The 19,546-nt window shown below is 70.9% G+C and carries 18 protein-coding genes; 10 read left to right on the top strand and 8 right to left on the bottom strand.

Annotated elements, in window-relative coordinates; all coding sequences use genetic code 11:
• Positions 1-5 precede the first annotated feature (5 nt).
• The gene (locus OHT76_RS13710) at positions 6-500 is read right to left on the bottom strand and encodes a DUF3145 domain-containing protein (protein ID WP_328871089.1); all 495 of its coding nucleotides are present in this window, start codon (positions 498-500) and stop codon (positions 6-8) included.
• 256 nt (positions 501-756) lie between these two features.
• Here OHT76_RS13710 and OHT76_RS13715 point away from each other — a divergent pair, with 256 nt between their 5' ends.
• Entirely contained in the window at positions 757-1,650 is an 894-nt protein-coding gene (locus OHT76_RS13715) for an SGNH/GDSL hydrolase family protein (protein WP_328871090.1), read from the top strand.
• A 27-nt stretch (positions 1,651-1,677) separates the two neighbouring features.
• Positions 1,678-2,652, top strand: a complete 975-nt coding sequence (locus OHT76_RS13720; RefSeq protein WP_328871091.1) for an aldose epimerase family protein — start codon at positions 1,678-1,680, stop codon at positions 2,650-2,652.
• Positions 2,653-2,730: 78 nt separating this feature from the next.
• Here OHT76_RS13720 and OHT76_RS13725 read toward each other — a convergent pair whose 3' ends face one another.
• Positions 2,731-5,160 (bottom strand): beta-glucosidase family protein, encoded by a 2,430-nt coding sequence (locus OHT76_RS13725; RefSeq protein ID WP_328871092.1) that lies wholly within the window; start codon positions 5,158-5,160, stop codon positions 2,731-2,733.
• Positions 5,161-5,262: 102 nt separating this feature from the next.
• On the opposite strand from OHT76_RS13725, the gene OHT76_RS13730 reads away from it, so the two are divergent.
• On the top strand, positions 5,263-5,838 hold the full coding sequence (locus OHT76_RS13730; protein ID WP_328871093.1) for a TetR/AcrR family transcriptional regulator: 576 nt from the start codon (positions 5,263-5,265) through the stop codon (positions 5,836-5,838).
• Here the strand turns inward: OHT76_RS13730 and OHT76_RS13735 are convergent.
• Entirely contained in the window at positions 5,816-6,211 is a 396-nt protein-coding gene (locus tag OHT76_RS13735; RefSeq protein ID WP_328871094.1) for a RidA family protein, read from the bottom strand. The genes OHT76_RS13730 and OHT76_RS13735 overlap by 23 nt on opposite strands.
• 49 nt (positions 6,212-6,260) lie before the next feature.
• On the opposite strand from OHT76_RS13735, the gene OHT76_RS13740 reads away from it, so the two are divergent.
• Both OHT76_RS13740 and OHT76_RS13745 read left to right on the top strand, forming a co-directional pair.
• Positions 6,261-7,202 carry a LysR family transcriptional regulator gene (locus OHT76_RS13740; protein WP_328871095.1) on the top strand — a complete coding sequence of 314 codons (942 nt, stop codon included), beginning with the start codon at positions 6,261-6,263 and terminating at the stop codon, positions 7,200-7,202.
• A gap of 58 nt (positions 7,203-7,260) precedes the next feature.
• Positions 7,261-8,478 carry a pyroglutamyl peptidase gene (locus OHT76_RS13745; RefSeq protein WP_328871096.1) on the top strand — a complete coding sequence of 406 codons (1,218 nt, stop codon included), beginning with the start codon at positions 7,261-7,263 and terminating at the stop codon, positions 8,476-8,478.
• Here the strand turns inward: OHT76_RS13745 and OHT76_RS13750 are convergent.
• Entirely contained in the window at positions 8,435-9,247 is an 813-nt protein-coding gene (locus OHT76_RS13750; RefSeq protein WP_328871097.1) for an EI24 domain-containing protein, read from the bottom strand. The two genes, OHT76_RS13745 and OHT76_RS13750, sit on opposite strands and share 44 nt — an antisense overlap.
• Positions 9,248-9,305: 58 nt before the next feature.
• On the bottom strand, positions 9,306-10,169 hold the full coding sequence (locus tag OHT76_RS13755; RefSeq protein ID WP_328871098.1) for a hypothetical protein: 864 nt from the start codon (positions 10,167-10,169) through the stop codon (positions 9,306-9,308).
• A 161-nt stretch (positions 10,170-10,330) separates the two neighbouring features.
• Here OHT76_RS13755 and OHT76_RS13760 point away from each other — a divergent pair, with 161 nt between their 5' ends.
• Entirely contained in the window at positions 10,331-12,832 is a 2,502-nt protein-coding gene (locus OHT76_RS13760) for a M14 family zinc carboxypeptidase (protein WP_328871099.1), read from the top strand.
• Positions 12,833-12,851: 19 nt separating this feature from the next.
• On the top strand, positions 12,852-14,003 hold the full coding sequence (locus tag OHT76_RS13765; RefSeq protein WP_328871100.1) for a serine hydrolase domain-containing protein: 1,152 nt from the start codon (positions 12,852-12,854) through the stop codon (positions 14,001-14,003).
• A gap of 62 nt (positions 14,004-14,065) precedes the next feature.
• Here OHT76_RS13765 and OHT76_RS13770 read toward each other — a convergent pair whose 3' ends face one another.
• Together OHT76_RS13770 and OHT76_RS13775 are read right to left on the bottom strand one after the other, a co-directional pair.
• Complete coding sequence (locus tag OHT76_RS13770) at positions 14,066-14,485, bottom strand: organic hydroperoxide resistance protein (protein ID WP_328871101.1); 420 nt, start codon at positions 14,483-14,485, stop codon at positions 14,066-14,068.
• Positions 14,486-14,592: 107 nt separating this feature from the next.
• Positions 14,593-15,591, bottom strand: coding sequence for an NADP-dependent oxidoreductase (locus OHT76_RS13775; RefSeq protein WP_328871102.1), 999 nt, complete (start codon positions 15,589-15,591; stop codon positions 14,593-14,595).
• Between the two features lie 115 nt (positions 15,592-15,706).
• Between OHT76_RS13775 and OHT76_RS13780 the strand changes: the two genes are divergently transcribed.
• Positions 15,707-16,144, top strand: a complete 438-nt coding sequence (locus tag OHT76_RS13780) for a MarR family winged helix-turn-helix transcriptional regulator (RefSeq protein WP_328871103.1) — start codon at positions 15,707-15,709, stop codon at positions 16,142-16,144.
• A gap of 81 nt (positions 16,145-16,225) precedes the next feature.
• Here OHT76_RS13780 and OHT76_RS13785 read toward each other — a convergent pair whose 3' ends face one another.
• A complete protein-coding gene (locus OHT76_RS13785; protein ID WP_328871104.1) occupies positions 16,226-17,041 on the bottom strand; it encodes an SCO2400 family protein in 816 nt (271 codons plus the stop codon).
• Between the two features lie 292 nt (positions 17,042-17,333).
• Here OHT76_RS13785 and OHT76_RS13790 point away from each other — a divergent pair, with 292 nt between their 5' ends.
• Positions 17,334-18,497, top strand: a complete 1,164-nt coding sequence (locus tag OHT76_RS13790; protein WP_328871105.1) for a mandelate racemase/muconate lactonizing enzyme family protein — start codon at positions 17,334-17,336, stop codon at positions 18,495-18,497.
• A complete protein-coding gene (locus OHT76_RS13795) occupies positions 18,494-19,498 on the top strand; it encodes a zinc-dependent alcohol dehydrogenase (protein WP_328871106.1) in 1,005 nt (334 codons plus the stop codon). The genes OHT76_RS13790 and OHT76_RS13795 overlap by 4 nt, the downstream gene beginning before the upstream one ends.
• The last annotated feature ends 48 nt before the right edge of the window (positions 19,499-19,546 follow it).

Here is a 19,546-nt window from a genome sequence, read left to right on the forward strand (position 1 = left end):
GGGTCTCAGACCACCTGGTGCAGCCAGCGCACCGGGGCACCCTCACCGGCGTACCGGAAGGGCTCCAACTCGTCGTCCCACGGCTTGCCCAGGAGCTTGGACAGTTCCGCTTCCAGGTCCGTCTCTCCGCGCTGAGAGCGCGTCAGCGCGGCGCGCAGGCGGTCCTCCGGGATCAGGATGTCGCCGTGGATGCCCGTCACCGCGTGGAAGATGCCGAGGTCGGGAGTGCAGCTGTAGCGCTCGCCCTCGGCCTTGGCGCAGGGCTCGGCCGTGACCTCGAAGCGCAGGAGGTGCCAGCCGCGCAGGGCGGAGGCCAGTTTGGAGGCCGTGCCCACCTCGCCCTGCCAGGAGAACTCCGAGCGCCAGGTGCCCGGCGCGGCGGGCTGCCGGATCCAGTCGAGGTTGACGCGCGTGCCGAGCACCCCGGCGACGGCCCACTCGACGTGCGGGCACAGCGCGCGCGGCGCGGAGTGCACGTACAGAACTCCACGTGTCGTCACCGGGACCTCCGGGCAGAGGGGGACATCTTGCGAACTGGCGGACGGCCGTGGCCGGTCAGCCACGTTGATGGCGAGGCTACCGTGCGGCGGCGCAAGGAGTGTGACGTACCGTCGGTCCCGGTGCCGTGAAACGCCCGCCATTCACCCGGCAGGACGCCTGTACGGGGTGGAACCGTTGCATCGCGCGCGCTCGGGAACTCCCGCGCGTTGTATGGGGAGGGGAGCAGTAGCCGACAAGCGAGGGGATCAGCAGCGGATGCGGAAGACCGGTCACCGCTCACGAGCCGTGCTCGCCGTGCTGTCCGCGGCCGTCCTGGGACTCGTCGGCTGTGATGCCGTCGGGGGGAACTCGCCGGGGCCGTCGGGGACGGACGTGAAGCGGGTCAAGCCGAAGCCGACCCCGGTGTGGGATCGCAGCCCGGATTCGGTCGCGGCCGTCGGCGACTCCATCACCAGAGGCTTCGACGCCTGTTCGGTGCTCTCGGACTGCCCGGAGGTGTCGTGGGCGACCGGCAGCAGCGAGAAGGTGGACAGTCTCGCCGTACGGCTGCTGGGTGAGGCGAAGGCGGCCGAGCGGAGCTGGAACTACGCGGTGACCGGGGCGCGGATGGCGGATCTGCCCGGGCAGATGGCGCAGGCGGCGACGCGGAAGCCGGAGCTGGTGACGGTGATGGCGGGGGCGAATGACGCCTGCCGGGACAGCACCGAGTCGATGACCTCGGTCGAGGACTTCCGCGCGCAGTTCGAGGAGTCGATGCGGACGCTTCGGGGGGCGCTGCCGAAGGCGCAGGTGTATGTGGCGAGCGTGCCGGATCTGAAGCGGCTGTGGTCGCAGGGGCGGACCAGTGCGCTGGGCAAGCAGGTGTGGAAGCTGGGCATCTGCCCGTCGATGCTCGATGACGCGGACTCGCTGGACGCGGCGGCGACCCTGCGGCGGGAGACGGTGCAGAAGCGGGTGGAGGAGTACAACACGGTGCTGAAGGAGGTGTGCGCGAAGGACAAGCGGTGCCGGTTCGACGGGGGCGCGGTGTACGCGTACCGGTTCGGGACGGCGCAGCTGAGCCGCTGGGACTGGTTCCATCCGAGTGTGAACGGCCAGGCGAGGCTGGCCGAGATCGCCTACCGGACGGTCACCGCGAAAACCGGGTGACTTAAGGTTCCGCACATGGTTTCGCACATGAACGAACTCTTCGGCACACTTTCCGACGGCACGGCGGTGCACCGCTGGACGCTGGAGCGCGCGGGCGTGCGGGTGCGGGTGCTGACGTACGGCGGGATCGTGCAGTCGGTGGAGGTGCCGGACCGGGACGGCGTCCCCGGGAATGTGGTGCTGGGGTTCGCGGAGCTGGACGGTTACCCCGCGCATCCGGGGCCGTACTTCGGTGCGCTGGTCGGGCGGTACGCCAACCGGATCGCGGGCGGTCGCTTCACCCTGGACGGGCTGACGTACGCGCTGCCGGTGAACAACGGCCCGAACTGTCTGCACGGCGGTGAGCGCGGCTTCGACGAGCGGGTGTGGGACGCGGAGCCGGTCGAGCACGGGGTGCGGCTGAGCCGGGTCTCCGGGCACGGCGAGGAAGGTTTCCCGGGCCGTCTTGAGGTGTCGGCGACGTACACCCTGGACGCCGAGGGCGGGCTGCGGATCGCGTACGAGGCGGTGACGGACGCGCCGACCGTGGTGAACCTGACGAACCACAGCTACTTCAATCTGGCCGGGGCGGGGTCGGGGAACGCGGGCGGGCATGAACTGCGGATCGCCGCCTCCCGGTTCACGCCCGTGGACGGGGATCTGATCCCGACCGGCGTGGAGTCCGTCGAGGGCAGCCGGTTCGACTTCCGCGTATCCCGCAAGGTGGGCGCCGGCTACGACCACAACTTCGTGCTCGACAAGGGCGTGACCCCGGCCCCGGTGGAGGTCGCCGAGCTGCACGACCCGGCGTCCGGCCGGGTGCTCACGGTGTCGACGACCGAACCGGGGCTCCAGCTCTACACCGCCGACCATCTGTCCGAGCCCTTCGCCCCGGGCGACGGCATCGCCCTGGAGACCCAGCACTTCCCCGACTCCCCGAACCGGCCGGAGTTCCCGAGCACGGTGCTGCGTCCCGGCGAGGTGTTCCGCTCGGAGACGGTGTACGGGTTCTCCACGCGATGATCTCCACCGGATGAGATGAAGCCCCGGTCCGGGCGTCAGGTCCCGGACCGGGGCTGTTCATGGGGAACGTGTCCCGGGTCAGACGTTAATCGTCCCGGTGAGCCTGCGGTCGACGATCGAGCGGCTCACCTGGATCTCGTACGAACCCTTCACAAATGACCATGAGTTGGTCTTCTCGTCCCAGATCTCGAAAGCGCGGCGCGGGATCTCCACGACGGCCTCGACCGTCTCCCCCGGTGCCGCCGCCACCTGCGCGAATCCGGCCAGCACCCGCGCCGGGCGCTCGGCGTCGGGCTCGGCCGGGGCCAGATAGACCTGCACGACCTCGCGCCCGGGCCGGTCGCCGGTGTTCTGGACGCGGATCCTCGCGGTCGTACCGTCGAGTTCGAGCGACTGGTAGGTCCACTCGGTGTAGCCGAGGCCGTGTCCGAAGGGGTACGACGGGGTGCGGCCCTCCTTCTCCCAGGCGCGGTAGCCGATGAAGACGCCCTCGGTGTACGGGAGTTCGCCGTCGGTGGGGACGACCTGGGTGACGGGGGCGTCGGCCAGGGAGCCCCAGGTGGTGGGCAGTCGGCCGCCGGGCTCCTCCGCGCCCGTGAGTACGTCCGCCAACGCCGCGCCGCCCTCCTGGCCGGGGAACCAGCTGAGCAGGACGGCGGCGACGTCCTCGCGCCACGGCAGCTCCACCGGGGAGCCGGAGTTGACGACCACGACGGTGTTGGGGTTGGCGGCGGCTACGGCGCGCACCAGGTCGTCCTGGTGGCCGGGCAGGTTCAGGTCGGTGCGGTCGAAGCCCTCCGACTCCACGCGGTCGGTGGTCGCCACCACGACCACGGCCGTGTCGGCGGCGCGGGCGGCCTCGACGGCCTCGGCGATCAGCTCGTCGGGGTCGCGCGTCGGCTCCTGGTGGGCGAGCGTGAAGCCGACGGCCTTGATCGGGGCGCCCTCCGGGATGCTCACCACGTGGGTGAGGGAGACCTCGACCGGCTCCCCGGCGGTCAGCTCGACCTGGGCGCGGGGCTCGGGGGCGCCGAAGAAGCTGATGAACGGGTCGTCGCTGTCCGTGCCCTGGACATCGTCGTAGTACGTGGTGCCGGCGACGGTGAGGGTGAAGGCGCCCAGGCCCTTGATGCCGAAGGTGTGCGGGCCGGTCTCGCGCGGGGTGTAGGTGCCGGTCAACTCGACGGTGTGCAGGGTCTCGTGGGTGACGCCGTCGGGGAGGTCCGAACCCATCCACTGGATCTGGCCGTTGGGCGCGGAGGCGGTGCCGATGACCCGCCCCTCGGCGTCGCGGCAGACGGCCCGCAGCGTGAATCCCTTGTCGGCGACGGCGAGTTCGGTGTTGGGGTCGGCGCCGACAGCGTAGGTCAGACTGCCCTCGGGAAGGGCGGCGGTGAGGCCCTCGAGCGGGGAGACGATCCGGGCGGGGAAGACGGTCGCGGAGCCGCCGCCGAGGACCCGGGCGTCGCGGGCGGCGGCACCGATGAGCGCGACGGTGCCCCGGAGGGGCAGAGCGCCCTGATTCCGTACGAGGACGAAGGAGCGGCGGGCGATCTCGCGGGCCAGGGCTTCCCCGTCGACCTGTGCGGGCGGCTCGGTCACCGCCGGTTCGGCACCTTCCAGGGCACCGACCCGGGCGGCCAGCCGCAGCACATTGCGTACGGCGGTGTCGACCACGGACTCCTCGACCTTGCCGTCGCGTACGGCCGCCGCGAGGGCCTCGCCGTACACCGTGTCCGGGCCCGGCATGGCGACGTCGAGGCCGCCCTCGAGCGCGCCGACGGTGGAGCGGGCGGCCATCCAGTCGGAGACGTTGTAGCCGTCGAAGCCCCACTCGCCGCGCAGGATCTCGTTCACGAGGTAGCGGTGCTCGGTCATCGTGGTGCCGTTGACCGTGTTGTAGGCGGTCATGATGCCCCACGGGTGGGCGTTCTCGACGATGGTCTCGAAGGGGGCCAAGTACAGCTCGCGCAGGGCGCGTTCGCTGGCGATGTTGTTCACCGTGAAGCGGTCGGTCTCGGCGTCGTTGGCGACGAAGTGCTTGACGGTGGTGCCGATGCCGCCGGACTGGACGCCGGTCACATAGCCCGCGCCGATCAGCCCGGTAAGGTACGGGTCCTCGCTGTACGCCTCGAAGTGCCGCCCGCCGAGCGGGGAGCGGTGCAGATTGACGGTGGGCGCAAGGAGCACATGGACGCCCTTGCGGCGGGCCTCCTGGGCGAGCAGCACGCCGGCCCGGCGGGCGAGCTCCGGGTCCCAGGTGGCGGCGAGGGCGGTCGGGGAGGGCAGGGCGACGGAGGTGTCGTCGGCGGTCCAGCGCACGCCCCGGACGCCGATCGGGCCGTCGGACATGACGAGGGATGCCAGGCCGATCTCTGGCAGGGCGGGCAGGGTCCACATGTCCTGGCCGGAGAGCAGCCGTGCCTTCGCGTCGAGGTCGAGCCGGGCGAGGGCGGCCTCGACGACCGCCTCGCGTGCTTCATCGGCCTGGGTGCGGGTTGCCGCCATGTCGGTGCCTCCTCGGTGAGTCCGTGCTGTGCCTCCATCCTGCATCGGTTACCTGTAGACCGGTAGGTTTCGTTATCTTGCTGTAATATTAGGGGTACGTCGATGCCGTACGGTGACGCCATGAACGCGAGGGTCAGGAGCGAGGAGCGCCGCGCCGAGATCGTGCGGGCGGCGCTGGAAGTGATCGCCGAGCGAGGTTACCGAGGCGCCAGCCTCGCCTCGGTCGCGGAGCGGGTCGGGCTCACCCAGCAGGGGCTGCTGCACTACTTCCCGACGAAGGACGCGCTGCTGGTCGCGGTGCTCGAGGAGCGCGACCAGTGGGACGCGGTGCCGGACACCCGGTGGCGGGTCGATCTGCTCGCCTCGCTCGTGGAGTACAACGCGATGCGGCCCGGCATCATCCAGACCTTCTCGGCGCTGCTCGGCGAGAGCGTCACGGAGGGGCATCCGGCGCGCGAGTACTTCACCGAGCGGTACACGCGCGTGCGGACGAGCATGGCGGAGGTGCTGCGCGCCGAGTACGGCGACCGCCTCCCGAACGGCCTGACCCCGGAACGGACCGCGCCCCTGCTGGTCGCCGTCATGGACGGCCTGCAGTACCAGTGGCTGCTGGACCCCGAGTCGGTGGACATGCCGGGCGCGTTCCGGGACTTCCTCAGTCTGCTGGGCGAGGACTGACCGCGGCCACCACCTCGATCTCGATCATGGCTTCGGGCCGGAACAGCTTCGGCACCTCGAAGGTCATGCTGGTCGGCGGGGTCCCGGTGATCAACTCCCGGCGTACGGCGGCGTATTCGGCGAGCTCGGAGATGTCGGTCAGGTAGGTCCGGATGTTGATGATGTCGGCCAGGGTCGCCCCGTGCGCGGCGAGCAGGGCCTCCAGGATCGCGAAGACGCCCCGGCTCTGCTCCTCCAGCGTCTCGCCCTCGGCGATCTGACCGGAGATGTACAACAGCGCGCTGCCGTCGGCGTGTTCGACCCGGGCGACCTGCGAGTAGGCGGGGCTGTAGGGCTGGGGGGCGGTGGCGGGGTTGTCGAGGGTGACCTTCATGCCGTTGACGCTAGAGGCCTTGGATCGATGCGACAAGCGAATGTCTAGCATGGCAGCCATGCCGAGTCAGCATCACGAGCCCGACTCCGACCTCCCGACCGTCTGGCTCCGGGTCTTCCTGGAGGTCGCCCGGCACGGCTCCTTCACCGGGGCCGCCCGCACCCTCGGCTGGACCCAGTCCGCGGTGTCCCGGCAGATCTCCTCGCTGGAGGGGGCGCTCGGCGGTGCCCCGCTGTTCGACCGGCTGCCCAGGGGCGTACGGCTGACCGAGGCCGGGCGGATCCTCGTTCCGTATGCCGAAGCCGTGGCCGAGGCGCTGCACGGTGCCGGGCGTGAACTGGCCGCCCTGCGCGAGGCCGCCGGCGGACGGCTGCGGTTCGGTGCCTTCGCCACGGCCGACGCGGCCCTGGTGCCGCAGGCGTTGGCCGCGTTCCGGGCCCGCCATCCGCGCGTACGTACCTCCCGCGAGGAGGGCTTCACCCCGGTCCTGCTGGACCGCCTGGCCGCGGGCCACCTCGATCTGGCGGTGGTCTCGACGACGGGCGGCGCCCCGCTGGGGGCGTACGAACTCCACCACCTCCTCGACGAGTCGCTGTACGTGGCGGTCCCCGCCGGTCATGAGCTGGCCGGGCATGGCCCGGTGCACCTCGCTCAACTCGCCGACGCCGACTGGATCTCCGGCAGCCCACGCCCCGAGGGCACCCTGCTGGACGCGGCCCTGCGCCAGGGCTTCCGGCCGCGCGTGGCGCATGTCGTCGGCGAGTGGATCGCCAAACAGGGGTACGTCGCCGCAGGCCTCGGCGTGACCCTCATCCCGGCGCTGGCGGCCGCCTCCGTACGCCCGGACATCGCCCTCCTTCCGGTGCTCGACGAGGACGCGCCCGCACGGGCGGTGTACGCGGCGACGGCACGGGGACGCTCGCTCACTCCGGCCGGGGAGGCGTTCCTGGCGGCGCTGCGGGAGGCGGCGGAGGGGTTCGCGGCGCCGTAATGCGGGGAAGCGGGCTATCACCACGCTCCTCCACCGCAACGGAAGGACCGGAAACCCCTTGAATCTCATACGTATTGGGATCTGCGCCCTGGGACTGGCGCTGGCCGCCGCACTGACCGCCCCCGCGAGCGCGACCGCCGCTCAGTCGCCCACCGTCGAGGAGCAGCGGCTCGACCAGGCGGTGCCGCAGGAGATCCTCCGGCGGTCCGGATTCGACGCCGTGGCCCCGGAGTTCGCGCGTGAGCTGGGCAAGGCGCGGTCCTATGCGCAGGCCCGCGCAGTCGTCGTACGCGAAGGTTCCGCGCTGTGGCGGCGGGCCGTAGAGCGGGCGCAGGGGAGGGGGCCGGACGGTGGGGATCTGAGCCGGGACGACGACCGGCCGTTGTACTGGGCGCGGTTGGGGATGACGCGGGAGGTGCGGGCCTGGGAGCCGGAGTTCGGGCTTTCTGCTGACCAAAGGTCCGCCCTGATCGGCCAGTTGGAGCGGACCTCGCGCGGGCAGACCGCGATCCGCTATCCGCACGGCCAGGGGCTGAAGCGGATCCTGGTCACCGGGTTCGATCCGTTCACGCTGGACCGGGACATCCGGATCTCCAATCCGTCGGGGGCGACCGCGCTCGCGCTCGACGGCACGGTGATCGAGACCGCGGAAGGGCCGGCGCGGATCGAGACGGTCGTGTTCCCGGTGCGCTGGCGGGACTTCGCGGAGGGCACGGTGGAGCGGACGCTGCGGCCGTATCTCAAGGGCGTCGATCTGCTCACCACCGTGAGTCAGGGGCGGGTCGGGCGGTTCGACATCGAGCGGACCAACGGGGCCTGGCGGGGCGGTTTCCCGGACAACGACAACATCGGCCGCACCGAGACCGTCCCGGTCAGTGATCCGGCCTCGCAGCCGCAGTGGACGACGACGACCCTGCCGTACGAGGAGATCGTGGCCGCGGCGACCGGGCGGTTCCCCGTGTACGACAACACCAGCGTCACCGAGATCCCGGCGGGCGGAACCGAGCCCGTCGTGCGGCCGGACGGGCCCACGGCGGGGTCGATCGCGCGGGCCGGGGGCGGCGGGAACTACCTCTCCAACGAGATCGCCTACCGGGCGACGCTGTTGCGGGACCGGCTGGCGCTGCACGACACACTTCCGGCCGGGCATGTGCACACGCCGGTGCTGCAGTTCGGGGCCGGGAACACCTCCGAGGTCACCGACCCCGAGTTCGTGCGCAACCGGCTGGACATCATCGCCCAGGTACGGGCGATCCTGACGGCTGCTGCGGGCTGAGCTGTTCGTCGTCGTCCTCGACGGTTTCCTCGCCGAGGAGTTCGCGGGCCATGAGGGTGGCACCGGCCACCGCGCCGGGCATCAGGAACACCGCGACGAACGGGACCAGGAAGGCCACGGCAAGGGGGGTGCCGAAGCCCCACACCAGGGTCTTGCGGGAGCGGAGCAGCGCCAGCCGGTCACGGAGTTCGACGCGGCGGCGCTGCATCGCCACCGCGGCGAGCTCCTCGGTGAGGAAGAAGCCGGTGACGAGGAAGCCGATCACCGGTACGGCCGTCTGGCCGACGACCGGGATGAAGCCGAGGCCGAAGAGCAGGACGGCCCAGACTCCGGCCCGCACGACGATCCGCAGACTGTCCCGCGCCGAGATCCACAGCTCACGGATCAGTGGCAGGCCCGACTCGGGGGCGGTGCCGTCCGGGGAGACGTCGCGGTCGACCTTCTCGGAGAGGTTCTCGTAGAAGGGCTGGCCGATCAGGAGGGTGACCGCGGTGAAGGTGAGGACGGACAGGAGCAGGGCCAGGGCGAAGAGTACGGCGGTCAGGAAGCCGCGGAAGAGACCGAGCCACGGGCTCGACCAGTCGTCGGCGAACGGCGTGGCCCAGGCCACGAAGTCCTCGCCCCACAGGGCCAGCGCGACCAGCGCCGCCGCGTAGAGGACGAGAGTGATCAGGCCGGGAATCAGCCCGAAGCCGTACTGCTTGCCGTGCCGGGCCACCCACCGCTGGCCCTTCAGGAGATAGCGGAAACCCACCCCAAGATCGCGCATGGCCGAACTCTATCGGTCGGCGGTGACAGGGTTCACGGGCGTGGACGGCAACGCCGATTCACGCCACCCCCACCGACACCACCACCCCCGGCTCCACCGACGGCGACACCGCCGCCGACACCCGTACCGCCGCGGCCCGCGCCACCCGCCCCGCGCGGGATGCGCCGGACAGCAGCAGCGGCTGGAGCTGTTCCAGGCTCGCCACCAGCAGCTCCTCGCCCGCGATGAGCACCGGCCGGGCCGCCTTCGTCGTCGCCGCTGCCGCCTCCGTCAGGTCGGCCAGTGGGGGCAGGGTGGCGCGTACGACGTTCGCGCCGGCGGTCGCCGCGCGCTCGGCCAGGGCCACCTGGAGGGGGATCAGCGGGGCGACGGCGGCGGTCAACGCGTCGGCGATGCGGCGGAGTTCGGGGGTGCCGTCGCGCAGGACCTCGGCCGCCGAGCGCAGCACCGGGGTGAGGGCCAGGAGGACGCCCGCGAGGAGGCCCGCGCCCGCCGGGAGCAGGGGCGACATCGCCTCGACCATCTCGCCGAGCGCCGTCGCGAACTCCTCGACCGCCGGTTCCACCGCGTCCAGCACCGGCAGCAGGCTGTCGCCGAGGGCGGTGAGCAGGGCCTGGGCGGGTTCGCTGACCGGGTGCACGGCGAGCGGGGCGCCGGTCGTGCCGAGGCGGGTGAGGGTGTCGACGATGCGGTAGAAGGCCTCCTGGGCCTGCGGAGAGGCGCTCGCCTCGGCGAGTTCGGCGGTGGTCTGACGCAGGACGCGCAGCATCTCCTGCCCCGAACCGTCCCTGGGGTCGAAGGTGTTGAGGGCGATCCTGGTGATGTTCCCGGCCGTGTCCAGGAGCTGGCCGGTGATGTCGGTGGTGTTGCGTGCCATGCGCAGTACGTCGTCCCTGCTGGGCAGCGTAGGGATCGTCGCCATGTGCTCTCCTCGGCTCGGGCACCGTCGCCCTCAGGATGCCCTTTCGGCGGCGCCGGGATACGCCATCCGGGGCATCGGTGACACCAACTCCCTCTGGTTGTAGTTGAGTCGAACAGGTACACCTCGCCGTACCGATCTCAGGAAGCTCCGAGGAGGTACGCGTGCGCACCACAAGAACCGTCCCCGTGCTCGCCCTTGTGACCGTCGGATCCCTGTTCCTCACCTCGCACAGCGCCGTCGCCGATCGACCCACACCGACCAGGGAGCGCGCCGCCCCCGACGACCGGGCCGCCCGCGCCCCCGAGAGCGCCGCCCTGCGTGCCCTCGCCGAGGACACCCCGCTCGCCGATGGAGGCCGCGGCTACCCGCGCGAGCAGGTCCTCTCCCCCGACCCCGAGAACCCCGCCGACAAGTCCCTGAAGCTGGGCCTCACCCCGTACCACGCCATCGCCCCGAAGCTGAACGCCCTGCAACGGCTCGGCGACCGGGTGAGCGTGGAGATCGCGGGCCGTTCGGCAGGCGGTCACCGGCTCTATCTCGTCACCGTCACGGCCCCGGAGACCGAGCGCCAGGCCCGGGCCCAGGCGCGCATGCGGGAGCTCATCGAGAAGGCGCCCGCGGTGGCCGCCAAATCCCCTGAGATCAAGGGGAGTTACAAGACTCCCGTCTTCTTCAACAACAACATTCACGGCAACGAGTGGGAGGGCACCGACGCCTCCCTGAAGCTGATCGAGCAGCTCGCGACGGCGAACGACACACGGACGAAGGGCTTGTTGGCCCGCAACCGCCTCTACTTCAACATCACCGCCAACCCGGACGGCCGGATCGCCGGCACCCGCGCCAACGCCAACGGCTTCGACCTCAACCGGGACTTCGTGACCGCCTCCCAGCCCGAGGCGCGGGCGATGCGGCAGATCATGCTCGACAAGCAGCCGGCCGTCATGCTGGATCTGCACGGGTACGTCAATGGCACCCTCATCGAGCCCACCACTCCCCCGCACGGCGAGAACTACGAGTACGACCTCTTCCTGAAGAACACCTACGCCAACGCCCTCGGCATGGAGGCGGCCGTCAACGGCCTCGGCTACACCGAGCAGAAGGACGGTGTGCAGCCCGCGCAGATCCCCTTCCGCGATCAGGAGGAGGGCTGGGACGACTGGCCGCCGATCTTCACCCCGCAGTACGCGGCCTTCCACGGCACGGTCGCCGCGCACACGGTGGAGATCCCGATGCGGGTGAACAACACCGCCTACGACACCCTCCCGGTCGGCGAACTGCGCCGCCGCTCGGCGATCAACACGGACGTCGCGGGCGCCGCCCTCCGCGCCACCCTGAACTTCGCCCAGGAACAAGGCACTTCACTCGTCGCCGACCAGATCGAGACCTTCCGCCGCGGAACCGTCGGCGCGGCACAGGTCCCGGTCTCGGCCGAGACGGTGCCCGGCGTCCCGGGCATCGGTCCCGAGGACGTCTACACGACCACCTTCCCCCGCGCCTACGTCATCCCCGGTGGGACGACCGCGGCAGCCCGCCTCGTCGACCACCTGATCGCCAACGACGTCCGCGTCACCCGCGCCACCCACACCTTCCGGCTCGGCGGGCGGACCTACGCCAAGGGCTCGTACGTCGTCGACCTGCGCCAGCCCAAGCGCGGTATGGCGAATGTGCTGCTGGCCGACGGGCGGGACATCAGCGACAAGGTGTCGGTGATGTACGACATCTCGGGCTGGAGTCTGGGCAAGCTCTGGGGCGCGCGGGTGGAGTCGGTTCCGGGCGGCTCCCTGGCCGGGCTGCCCCTGCGGACCGTCGACGCGGCCGCGTCCGTCGGTCACGTCGCCGCACGCGGCGACCTGCGGCTGCGGCTGACCGACCCGAGCGAGGTGGCGGCGCTCAACTACCTGCTGGGCAAGGGCGTTTCGGTACGGCAGGCCGCGGACGGCAGTGCGATCGTGCCGGGGTCGGCGCGAGCCCTGGCGGCGGTGGCGGCACGGACGTACGACGTCGTCTTCGAGGCGACGCGGCTCAGCGGCGGTAGCGAGCTGCACGGGGTGCGGGTGGCGGCGGCGGTGACGCCAGGGGAGCTGTTCGCGCTGCGGGAGATGAACTTCGATGTGACGCCGGTCTCGACGGCGGTGCTCAACGCGGGGTTCGACTGGTCGTCGGCGGACGTGCTGTTCGTATCGGCGGGCCTCGACCACGAGGGCCTCACGGCCCCCGCCCGGGCCGCGCTGGACGCCTTCCTCAGCGAACACGGACTCGTCGGCCGAGGCGCCGTGGGCACCGCGCTCAACACGGCGACCGGGCTGCTGCCGGCGAAGCCGGTGGAGGGCAACGGAGACGCCAACGGCGTAGTGAGGCTGGTGGATTCGGACGGCACCGCGGAATACGGCTTCGTGTACGCCCCGGTGTGGTTCACCGATCTCGGCCCCGGGGTGCGCGTGGACCAGTCGTACGCGAACGGGAATCCGCTCCTGTCCGGGCACTGGCGGCCGGGCGAGGACGGCTCGGGCGGGCCGGCGGACGCGGCGGGGCAGGCGGCGGTGGTCAGCGGCCCGCAGGCCGTGCTGTTCGGCACCGAGCCGCTCTTCCGGGATCATCCCAAGGGGGAATTCGCCCAGGTGGGAAGGGCGTTGTTCACCATGGCACACGCGCACAGCGGCTAGTTGAGAACGAGGAGAGCGGATGACGCTGGAGATCCACGGCACCGTGGCGGACGGCTTCGACTTGGTGGGCGAGGAGTTCGCCTCGTTCGTGGCCGAGGAACGGCCCGACTACGAGGGGCAGTTGTGCGCGTATGTGCATGGCCGCAGGGTCGTCGACCTGTGGACCGGGGACGGCGCCGACAGGGAGTCGCTGTACGGCGTGTTCTCCTCGACCAAGGGGGCCGCCCATCTGGTGGTCGCGCTGCTGGTGCAGGACGGCACGCTCGAACTGGACCGTAAAGTCACGTACTACTGGCCGGAGTTCGGCGCCGAGGGCAAGGGTGCGCTGACCCTGCGCGAGCTGCTCGCGCACCGGGCGGGTCTGGTGGGTCTGGACGCCGGGTTCTCCGCGGAGGAGCTGGCCGACGACCGGGCGATCGCCGAACGGCTCGCGGACCAGCGGCCGTTCTGGCGTCCGGGTACCGCCTTCGGCTATCACGCCCTGGTCATCGGGGCGCTGACCGGTGAGGTCGTCCGCCGGGCCACGGGCCGCACGCTCCAGGAGGTGTACGAGGAGCGGATCCGGGCCCCGTACGGCCTAGACTTCTACCTGGGGCTGCCCGAGGCCCTGGAGCCCCGCTTCCGCTCGGTGCAGCCGATGGCGCCGACACCGAAGCAGCAGGCTCTGCTGGACGCGACGCCGACCGGTCCGCACACGCTCTCCTCGATCGCGTTCAACACGCATGTGCCGGAGCCGGGCGAGCTGGTGGACCACGCCAACTCCCGTACGGTGCGCGCCAAGGGCCCTGCCTCGGCGGGCGGGGTGGCCGCCGCGCGCGGGCTCGCCGGGATGTACGCGGCGGCGATCAGCGAGGTGGACGGACGGCCGCCGCTGCTGAAGCCGGACACCGTCGCCGAGGTGGGTCAGATCCACTCCGTGGGCTACGACCTGGTGGCCCGCGCTCACAAGGCGTTCGGCCTGGGCTTCCAGGCCACGGCGGACGTCTGGTACCCGTTCCTGGGCGCCGGCGCCTTCGGCCACAGCGGTGCGGGCGGCTCCCAGGCCTTCGCGGACCCCCGCAGCGGCCTGGCCTACGGCTACACGAGGCGCCGCTGCGCGTTCCCGGGCGGCGCGGCGCTGGAGAACGTACGGCTGGTGCGGGCGGTGCACACGGCGGCGCTGGCCGTCTGACACAGGCGAAGGCCGCACCCCACGTCCAGGGGTGCGGCCTTCGTCGTACGCAACGAACTGCGTCAGACCAGCGTCACGCTGATGTTCCCGCGCGTCGCCTTCGAGTACGGGCACACCTCGTGGGCCTTCTTCAGCAGGCTCTGCGCGGTCTCGGCGTCGACGTTCGGAATGCTCGCCGAGATCTCCACGATCAGCCCGAAGCCCTCGTCGTTCTTGCCGATGCCGACCTTCGCGGTGACGGTCGAGCCCGAGATGTCGGCCTTCTCCTGGCGGGCGACGACGCCGAGCGCGCCCTGGAAGCAGGCGCTGTAGCCGGCGGCGAACAGCTGCTCCGGGTTGGTGCCGGCGCCGCTGCCGCCCATTTCCTTCGGCGGGTTCACTACGACGTCGAGCTTGGCGTCGTCGGTGGCGACCCGGCCGTCGCGACCGTTCTCTGCGGTGGCGACGGCGGTGTACAGGACATCGGTCTGCTGGATCGACATGCGGTGTCTTCTCCTCCTCGGTCCGTCGCGACTCGCGCCCACGATCGACGACGGTTTCGGAAAGAAGTTACCGCATACCGGAAAGTGGTAGAAGACGGCGGTGGCCGTCAGAGCTTGACGATCATCTTTCCGGTGTTGTCACCGCGCAGAACGCCGAGGAACGCCTCCAGGTTGTTCTCGATGCCCTCGACGACCGTCTCGCGGTACTTCAGCGCGCCCGAGGCGACCCAGGGGCCGACTTCCTGGACGAACTGCTGCTGGAGGTCGTAGTGGTCGCCGACCAGGAAGCCCTCGATACGGCCGCGGGTCTGGATCAGCCGGGCGAGGTTGCGCGGGCCCGGGGCGGCCTCGGTGTTGTTGTAGACCGAGATCATGCCGCAGACGGCGATCCGGCCGTCCCGGTTGAGCTGCCCGATCGCGGCCTCCAGGTGGTCACCGCCGACGTTGTCGAAGTAGACGTCGATCCCGTCCGGGGCGGCCTCCCGCAGCTGGTCGCCGACCTTGCCGTTCTTGTAGTTGAACGCGGCGTCGAAGCCGTACTCCTCGACCAGCAGCTTGACCTTCTCGTCCGAGCCGGCCGAGCCGATGACCCGCGAGGCGCCCTTGAGCTTGGCGATCTGGCCGACCTGGCTGCCCACGGCACCCGCGGCGCCGGAGACGAAGACCGAGTCGCCCTCCTTGAAGGAGGCGGTGCGCAGCAGGCCCGCGTATGCGGTGAGGCCGGTCATGCCGAGGACGCCGAGGTACGTGGACAGCGGCGCGGCGTCCGCGTCGACCTTGACGGTCTGGTTGGCGCCGACGGTGGCGTACTCGCGCCAGCCACCGAAGTGCAGGACGTGGTCGCCGGGGGCGATGCCGTCGATGTTCGAGGCGACGACCTCGCCGACGGCGCCGCCCTGCATGACCTTGCCGAGCTCGAAGGGGGCGACGTAGGACTTGGCGGCGCTCATCCGGCCGCGCATGTACGGGTCGACCGAGAGGTACTTGTTCCGGACCAGCACCTCGTCCGGTCCCGGCTGCTCGATCTCCGCCTCCACCAGGGCGAAGTCCTCGGGCTTCGGCCAGCCGACGGGGCGGCTGAGCAGGTGCCATTCGCGGTTGATCATGACGAGCGCCTTTCCGAGGGGGGAGATGCTTCAGGTGCTTCAGATGCTTCAGGAAGTGAAACAACCATGCGCCTGAATATTTCATGATGTCAAGTAACGGGGTACGCTGGAACGCATGGCCACTGACCAGAAGACCCGCCGCCCGGACGTCCTGACCATGGAAGTGGTCGAGCTGATCGGGGACGTGGTGGCCCGCTACCACGAGGACTTCGACCTCGCGGCGGATTCGCATGCGCTGACCGGGGCGCAGGCTCGGCTGCTCAGTTTGCTGTCGCTGGAGCCGTTGCCCATGCGGAAGCTGGCTCAGCGGCTCAAGTGTGAGCCGTCCAATGTGACCGGGATTGTTGACCGGCTTGAGTCACGGGGGCTTGTGGAGCGGCGGGCTGATCCTGCGGATCGGCGAGTAAAGGTTGCGGCGGCTACGGATGAGGGGCGGCAGGTTGCTCGTAGCCTGCGGGAGTCTCTCCGGTTCGCTCGCGAGCCGCTGGCGGGACTCTCTGAGGAGGAGCGGCTCTCCCTGCGGGATCTATTGCGGCGGATGCTTGAGTCGTAGCCTGCGGGCCGGTGGGGGCTTGTCGCGCAGTTCCCCGCGCCCCTTAGGGGGTTGCCCGGCGCCGCTGGTTCGCGCGTCCCGTCAGCTGCACCACCACAGGAATCGCGTGCACGTCTCTGTCGGCTCCGGCTCCGGTTCCTGTGTCGTCGGGTCCGCCGTCGGTGTCGGGGTGGGGTCCGGGGCCGTCGTTGGGTCTGGAGCCGTGGTCGGGGAGACCTCGCCGTCCGTGTCCGACGACTGCGCGTCCTTCGTCGGCTTGTCCTCCGGCTTCTTCGACTCCTTGTCCTTCTCGGACTTCGACGGGGAGGGGGACGTCGAGGCGTCAGGGGATGCCGAACCCGACACCGTGTCGGTCGCGTCGCTGATCGGCTCCGCCGTTTCGCCGACCTCCGCTTCCGAGCCGCCGTCCACCGAGGCGTCGCCCGCCGCGGCCGGAGCCGGGGACGAACCGGGGGCGTCCAGGCCGAGTTCGGCGAGGCTGAGTCCGCCGGCGGCCAGGATGAAGCCCGCGGTGATCAGCAGGGTCCGGCGACGGCGGCGCCGGTGCGCGGCGGCCTTGCGGTCGCGGCGGCTCGTACCGGCGCCCTCGGGCTCGCTCTCCTCGTCCTCGGCCACGGCATCGGCCTCGTAGGCCTCGTAGTCGTCGTCACCCCGCCCGCGCCGTCCCCGCGCCGCCCGGCGGGCCGCCGCCCGGCCTCCGGGCCGTACGGCGACCTCCCCGACCTCCCCGGCCGCCTCTGCCGGCTCCGGCGCGCTCTCGGCTTCGTCGTAAGTCTCGTACGCGGCCGTACGGGCGTCCTCGCTCGCGTACGCGCGTAGTTCTTGGGCCGGCGCGCCGCAGCCCGGGCAGGCGAGGGCGCCATTCAGGTGCCGTCGGCACGGGTGGCAGTAGTCCATGACGCGGGAAGACTAAGTTCCGCACAGATAACGTTCATAGGGGCCCCTGTGAAAGTTGTGTGCGGAACTACCCCCTCCGGCGCGCCGGTTGAGGTATACGCCCCATCCGTCACCGATGCCGCACCGAAAGCCGTGTCGAAAGCGGTGTCGAAACCGTTATGCGTTCGACCCATTGACACTCCCACCACCCCCTCCCTACTGTCACGTCAGCATTTCGAACGTGTGACGAAATTTCGAACATGCTCGGATGCAACGTCAAAACGAGCCGACGACGCAGCAAGGGATAACTGCCGTGCGCATCACCGGAATCAGCACACACGTGGTCGGAACGCCGTGGCGCAACCTGACCTACGTACAGGTGCACACCGACGAGGGGATCACGGGAGTCGGCGAGACCCGGATGCTGGGCCACACCGACGCGCTGATCGGCTATCTGCGAGAGGCCGAGGCCAATCACATTCTCGGTTCCGACCCGTTCGCCGTGGAAGACCTCGTACGCCGCATGAAGTACGGCGACTACGGCCGTGCGGGTGAGATCGTGATGTCCGGTATCGCCGTCATCGAGATGGCCTGCTGGGACATCAAGGGCAAGGCGCTCGGGGTGCCGGTGTGGCAGCTTCTGGGCGGCAAGGTCACCGACAAGGTCAAGGCGTACGCCAACGGCTGGTACACCACCGAGCGGACCCCGGAGGCCTACCACAAGGCCGCCCAGGGCGTCATGGAGCGCGGCTACCGGGCGCTGAAGATCGACCCCTTCGGCACCGGGCAGTTCGAGCTCGACCACCAGCAGACCCTGTACGCGGTCTCGCTGATCGAGGCCGTGCGGGACGCCATCGGCCCGGACGCCGAGCTGATGCTGGAGATGCACGGCCGCTTCTCCCCCGCCACCGCCGTCCGGCTCGCGCACGAGCTCGCGCCCTTCAAGCCGGCCTGGCTGGAGGAGCCCTGCCCGCCGGAGAACCTGAAGGCGCTGGAGAAGGTCGCCGCCAAGGTCGACATCCCGGTGGCCACCGGTGAGCGGATCCACGACCGGATCGAGTTCCGGGAGCTGTTCGAGAGCCAGGCCGCCGACATCATCCAGCCCGACGTCGGCCACATCGGCGGCATCTGGGAGACGCGCAAGCTCGCCGCCACCGCCGAGACCCACTACATGCTGGTCGCCCCGCACAACGTCGGCGGCTCCGTGCTGACCGCCGCCTCCCTCCAGGTCGGCTTCACCTCCCCGAACTTCAAGATCCTCGAGCACTTCAACGACTTCGCGGACGCGGACATCAAGAAGGTGGTGAAGGGGGCTCCTCAGGTGAACCCGGAGGACGGTTGCTTCCATCTCTCCGACGCCCCCGGCCTGGGAGTCGAGTTCGACGCCGACGCCGCCGCCGAGTTCCCGCAGCAGCAAGCCCGGTTCGATCTGTGGGCCGAGGGCTGGGAGCAGCGCAAGCCGAAGGGCGCCCAGTGAGCACCGCCGTCGTCATCGAGGCGCCCGGCGAGCACCGGCTGGCCGAGCACACTCCGCGCGAGCCCGGGCCCGGGGAGGCGCTGGTGCGCGTCCACGCGGTCGGCATCTGCGGCAGCGACCGCGAGGTGTATCAGGGCAACCGGCCCGAGGGGTACGTCCGTTACCCGCTCACCCCCGGCCACGAGTGGTCCGGGACCGTGCAGTCGGTCGGCGCCGGGGTGCCCGAGTCCCTCGTCGGCCGGAAGGTCGTCGGTGAGGGCTTCCGCAACTGCCAGGTCTGCGACCGCTGTCACGCCGGTGAGACCACGCTGTGCACCGCCGGGTACGAGGAGACCGGGTTCACCCAGCCCGGTGCGATGGCGGCCACGCTCACCCTGCCGGCCCGGCTGCTGCACGTGCTGCCGGACGACTGCGATCTGACGGCGGCCGCGCTGCTGGAGCCCGCCGCCTGTATCGCCGCCGCGGCGATCAAGGCGAACGCCCGTCCCGGTGAGCGGGTCGCGGTGGTCGGCACCGGGACGCTCGGCATGTTCGCCGTGCAGTTCCTGCGGGCCGGATCGCCGGGCGAGCTGCTGGTGGTGGGCACGCGGCCGGACCGGGAGGCGCTGTCGCGGGACTTCGGCGCGACCGACTTCCGTACGAAGGACCAGCAGCTCCCCGACGACTTCGACGTCGTCATCGAGACCGCCGGGTCCGCGTCCGCCGCGCGCACCGCCGCCTCCCTGCTCAGGCGCGGCGGACGCCTGGTCCTGACGGGCATCCCGGCGCCGGGTGCCGAGGGTCTCGACCCGACGGATCTGGTCGTACGGCAGCTGGAGGTGCACACCGTCTTCGGGGCGCCGCCGGACGCCTGGGCGCACACGGTGCGGGTGTTCGCGGCCGGGCTGCTCGATCCGCTGCCGCTGGTCACGCACGAGCTGCCGCTGGACGGGTTCGCGCAGGCCATCGAGCTGGTGGGGTCCGGCGATCCCAAGGTGGGCAAGGTGCTCCTGCGTCCCTAGTCGTACGCCGGTGCGGGGGTTACCTGACGGCTTCCGCACCGGCGTACA

The organism is Streptomyces sp. NBC_00287 (assembly GCF_036173105.1).
Classification (GTDB): Bacteria; Actinomycetota; Actinomycetes; order Streptomycetales; family Streptomycetaceae; genus Streptomyces.

What these genes read in the sequence shown, in the direction of transcription:
- OHT76_RS13715 (WP_328871090.1), top strand. Translation starts at nt 757, where the DNA reads ATGCGGAAGACCGGTCACCGCTCACGAGCCGTGCTCGCCGTGCTGTCC.
- OHT76_RS13720 (WP_328871091.1), top strand. Translation starts at nt 1,678, where the DNA reads ATGAACGAACTCTTCGGCACACTTTCCGACGGCACGGCGGTGCACCGC.
- OHT76_RS13725 (WP_328871092.1), bottom strand. Translation starts at nt 5,160, where the DNA reads ATGGCGGCAACCCGCACCCAGGCCGATGAAGCACGCGAGGCGGTCGTC.
- OHT76_RS13730 (WP_328871093.1), top strand. Translation starts at nt 5,263, where the DNA reads ATGCCGTACGGTGACGCCATGAACGCGAGGGTCAGGAGCGAGGAGCGC.
- OHT76_RS13735 (WP_328871094.1), bottom strand. Translation starts at nt 6,211, where the DNA reads ATGAAGGTCACCCTCGACAACCCCGCCACCGCCCCCCAGCCCTACAGC.
- OHT76_RS13740 (WP_328871095.1), top strand. Translation starts at nt 6,261, where the DNA reads ATGGCAGCCATGCCGAGTCAGCATCACGAGCCCGACTCCGACCTCCCG.
- OHT76_RS13750 (WP_328871097.1), bottom strand. Translation starts at nt 9,247, where the DNA reads ATGCGCGATCTTGGGGTGGGTTTCCGCTATCTCCTGAAGGGCCAGCGG.
- OHT76_RS13755 (WP_328871098.1), bottom strand. Translation starts at nt 10,169, where the DNA reads ATGGCGACGATCCCTACGCTGCCCAGCAGGGACGACGTACTGCGCATG.
- OHT76_RS13765 (WP_328871100.1), top strand. Translation starts at nt 12,852, where the DNA reads ATGACGCTGGAGATCCACGGCACCGTGGCGGACGGCTTCGACTTGGTG.
- OHT76_RS13770 (WP_328871101.1), bottom strand. Translation starts at nt 14,485, where the DNA reads ATGTCGATCCAGCAGACCGATGTCCTGTACACCGCCGTCGCCACCGCA.
- OHT76_RS13775 (WP_328871102.1), bottom strand. Translation starts at nt 15,591, where the DNA reads ATGATCAACCGCGAATGGCACCTGCTCAGCCGCCCCGTCGGCTGGCCG.
- OHT76_RS13780 (WP_328871103.1), top strand. Translation starts at nt 15,707, where the DNA reads ATGGCCACTGACCAGAAGACCCGCCGCCCGGACGTCCTGACCATGGAA.
- OHT76_RS13785 (WP_328871104.1), bottom strand. Translation starts at nt 17,041, where the DNA reads ATGGACTACTGCCACCCGTGCCGACGGCACCTGAATGGCGCCCTCGCC.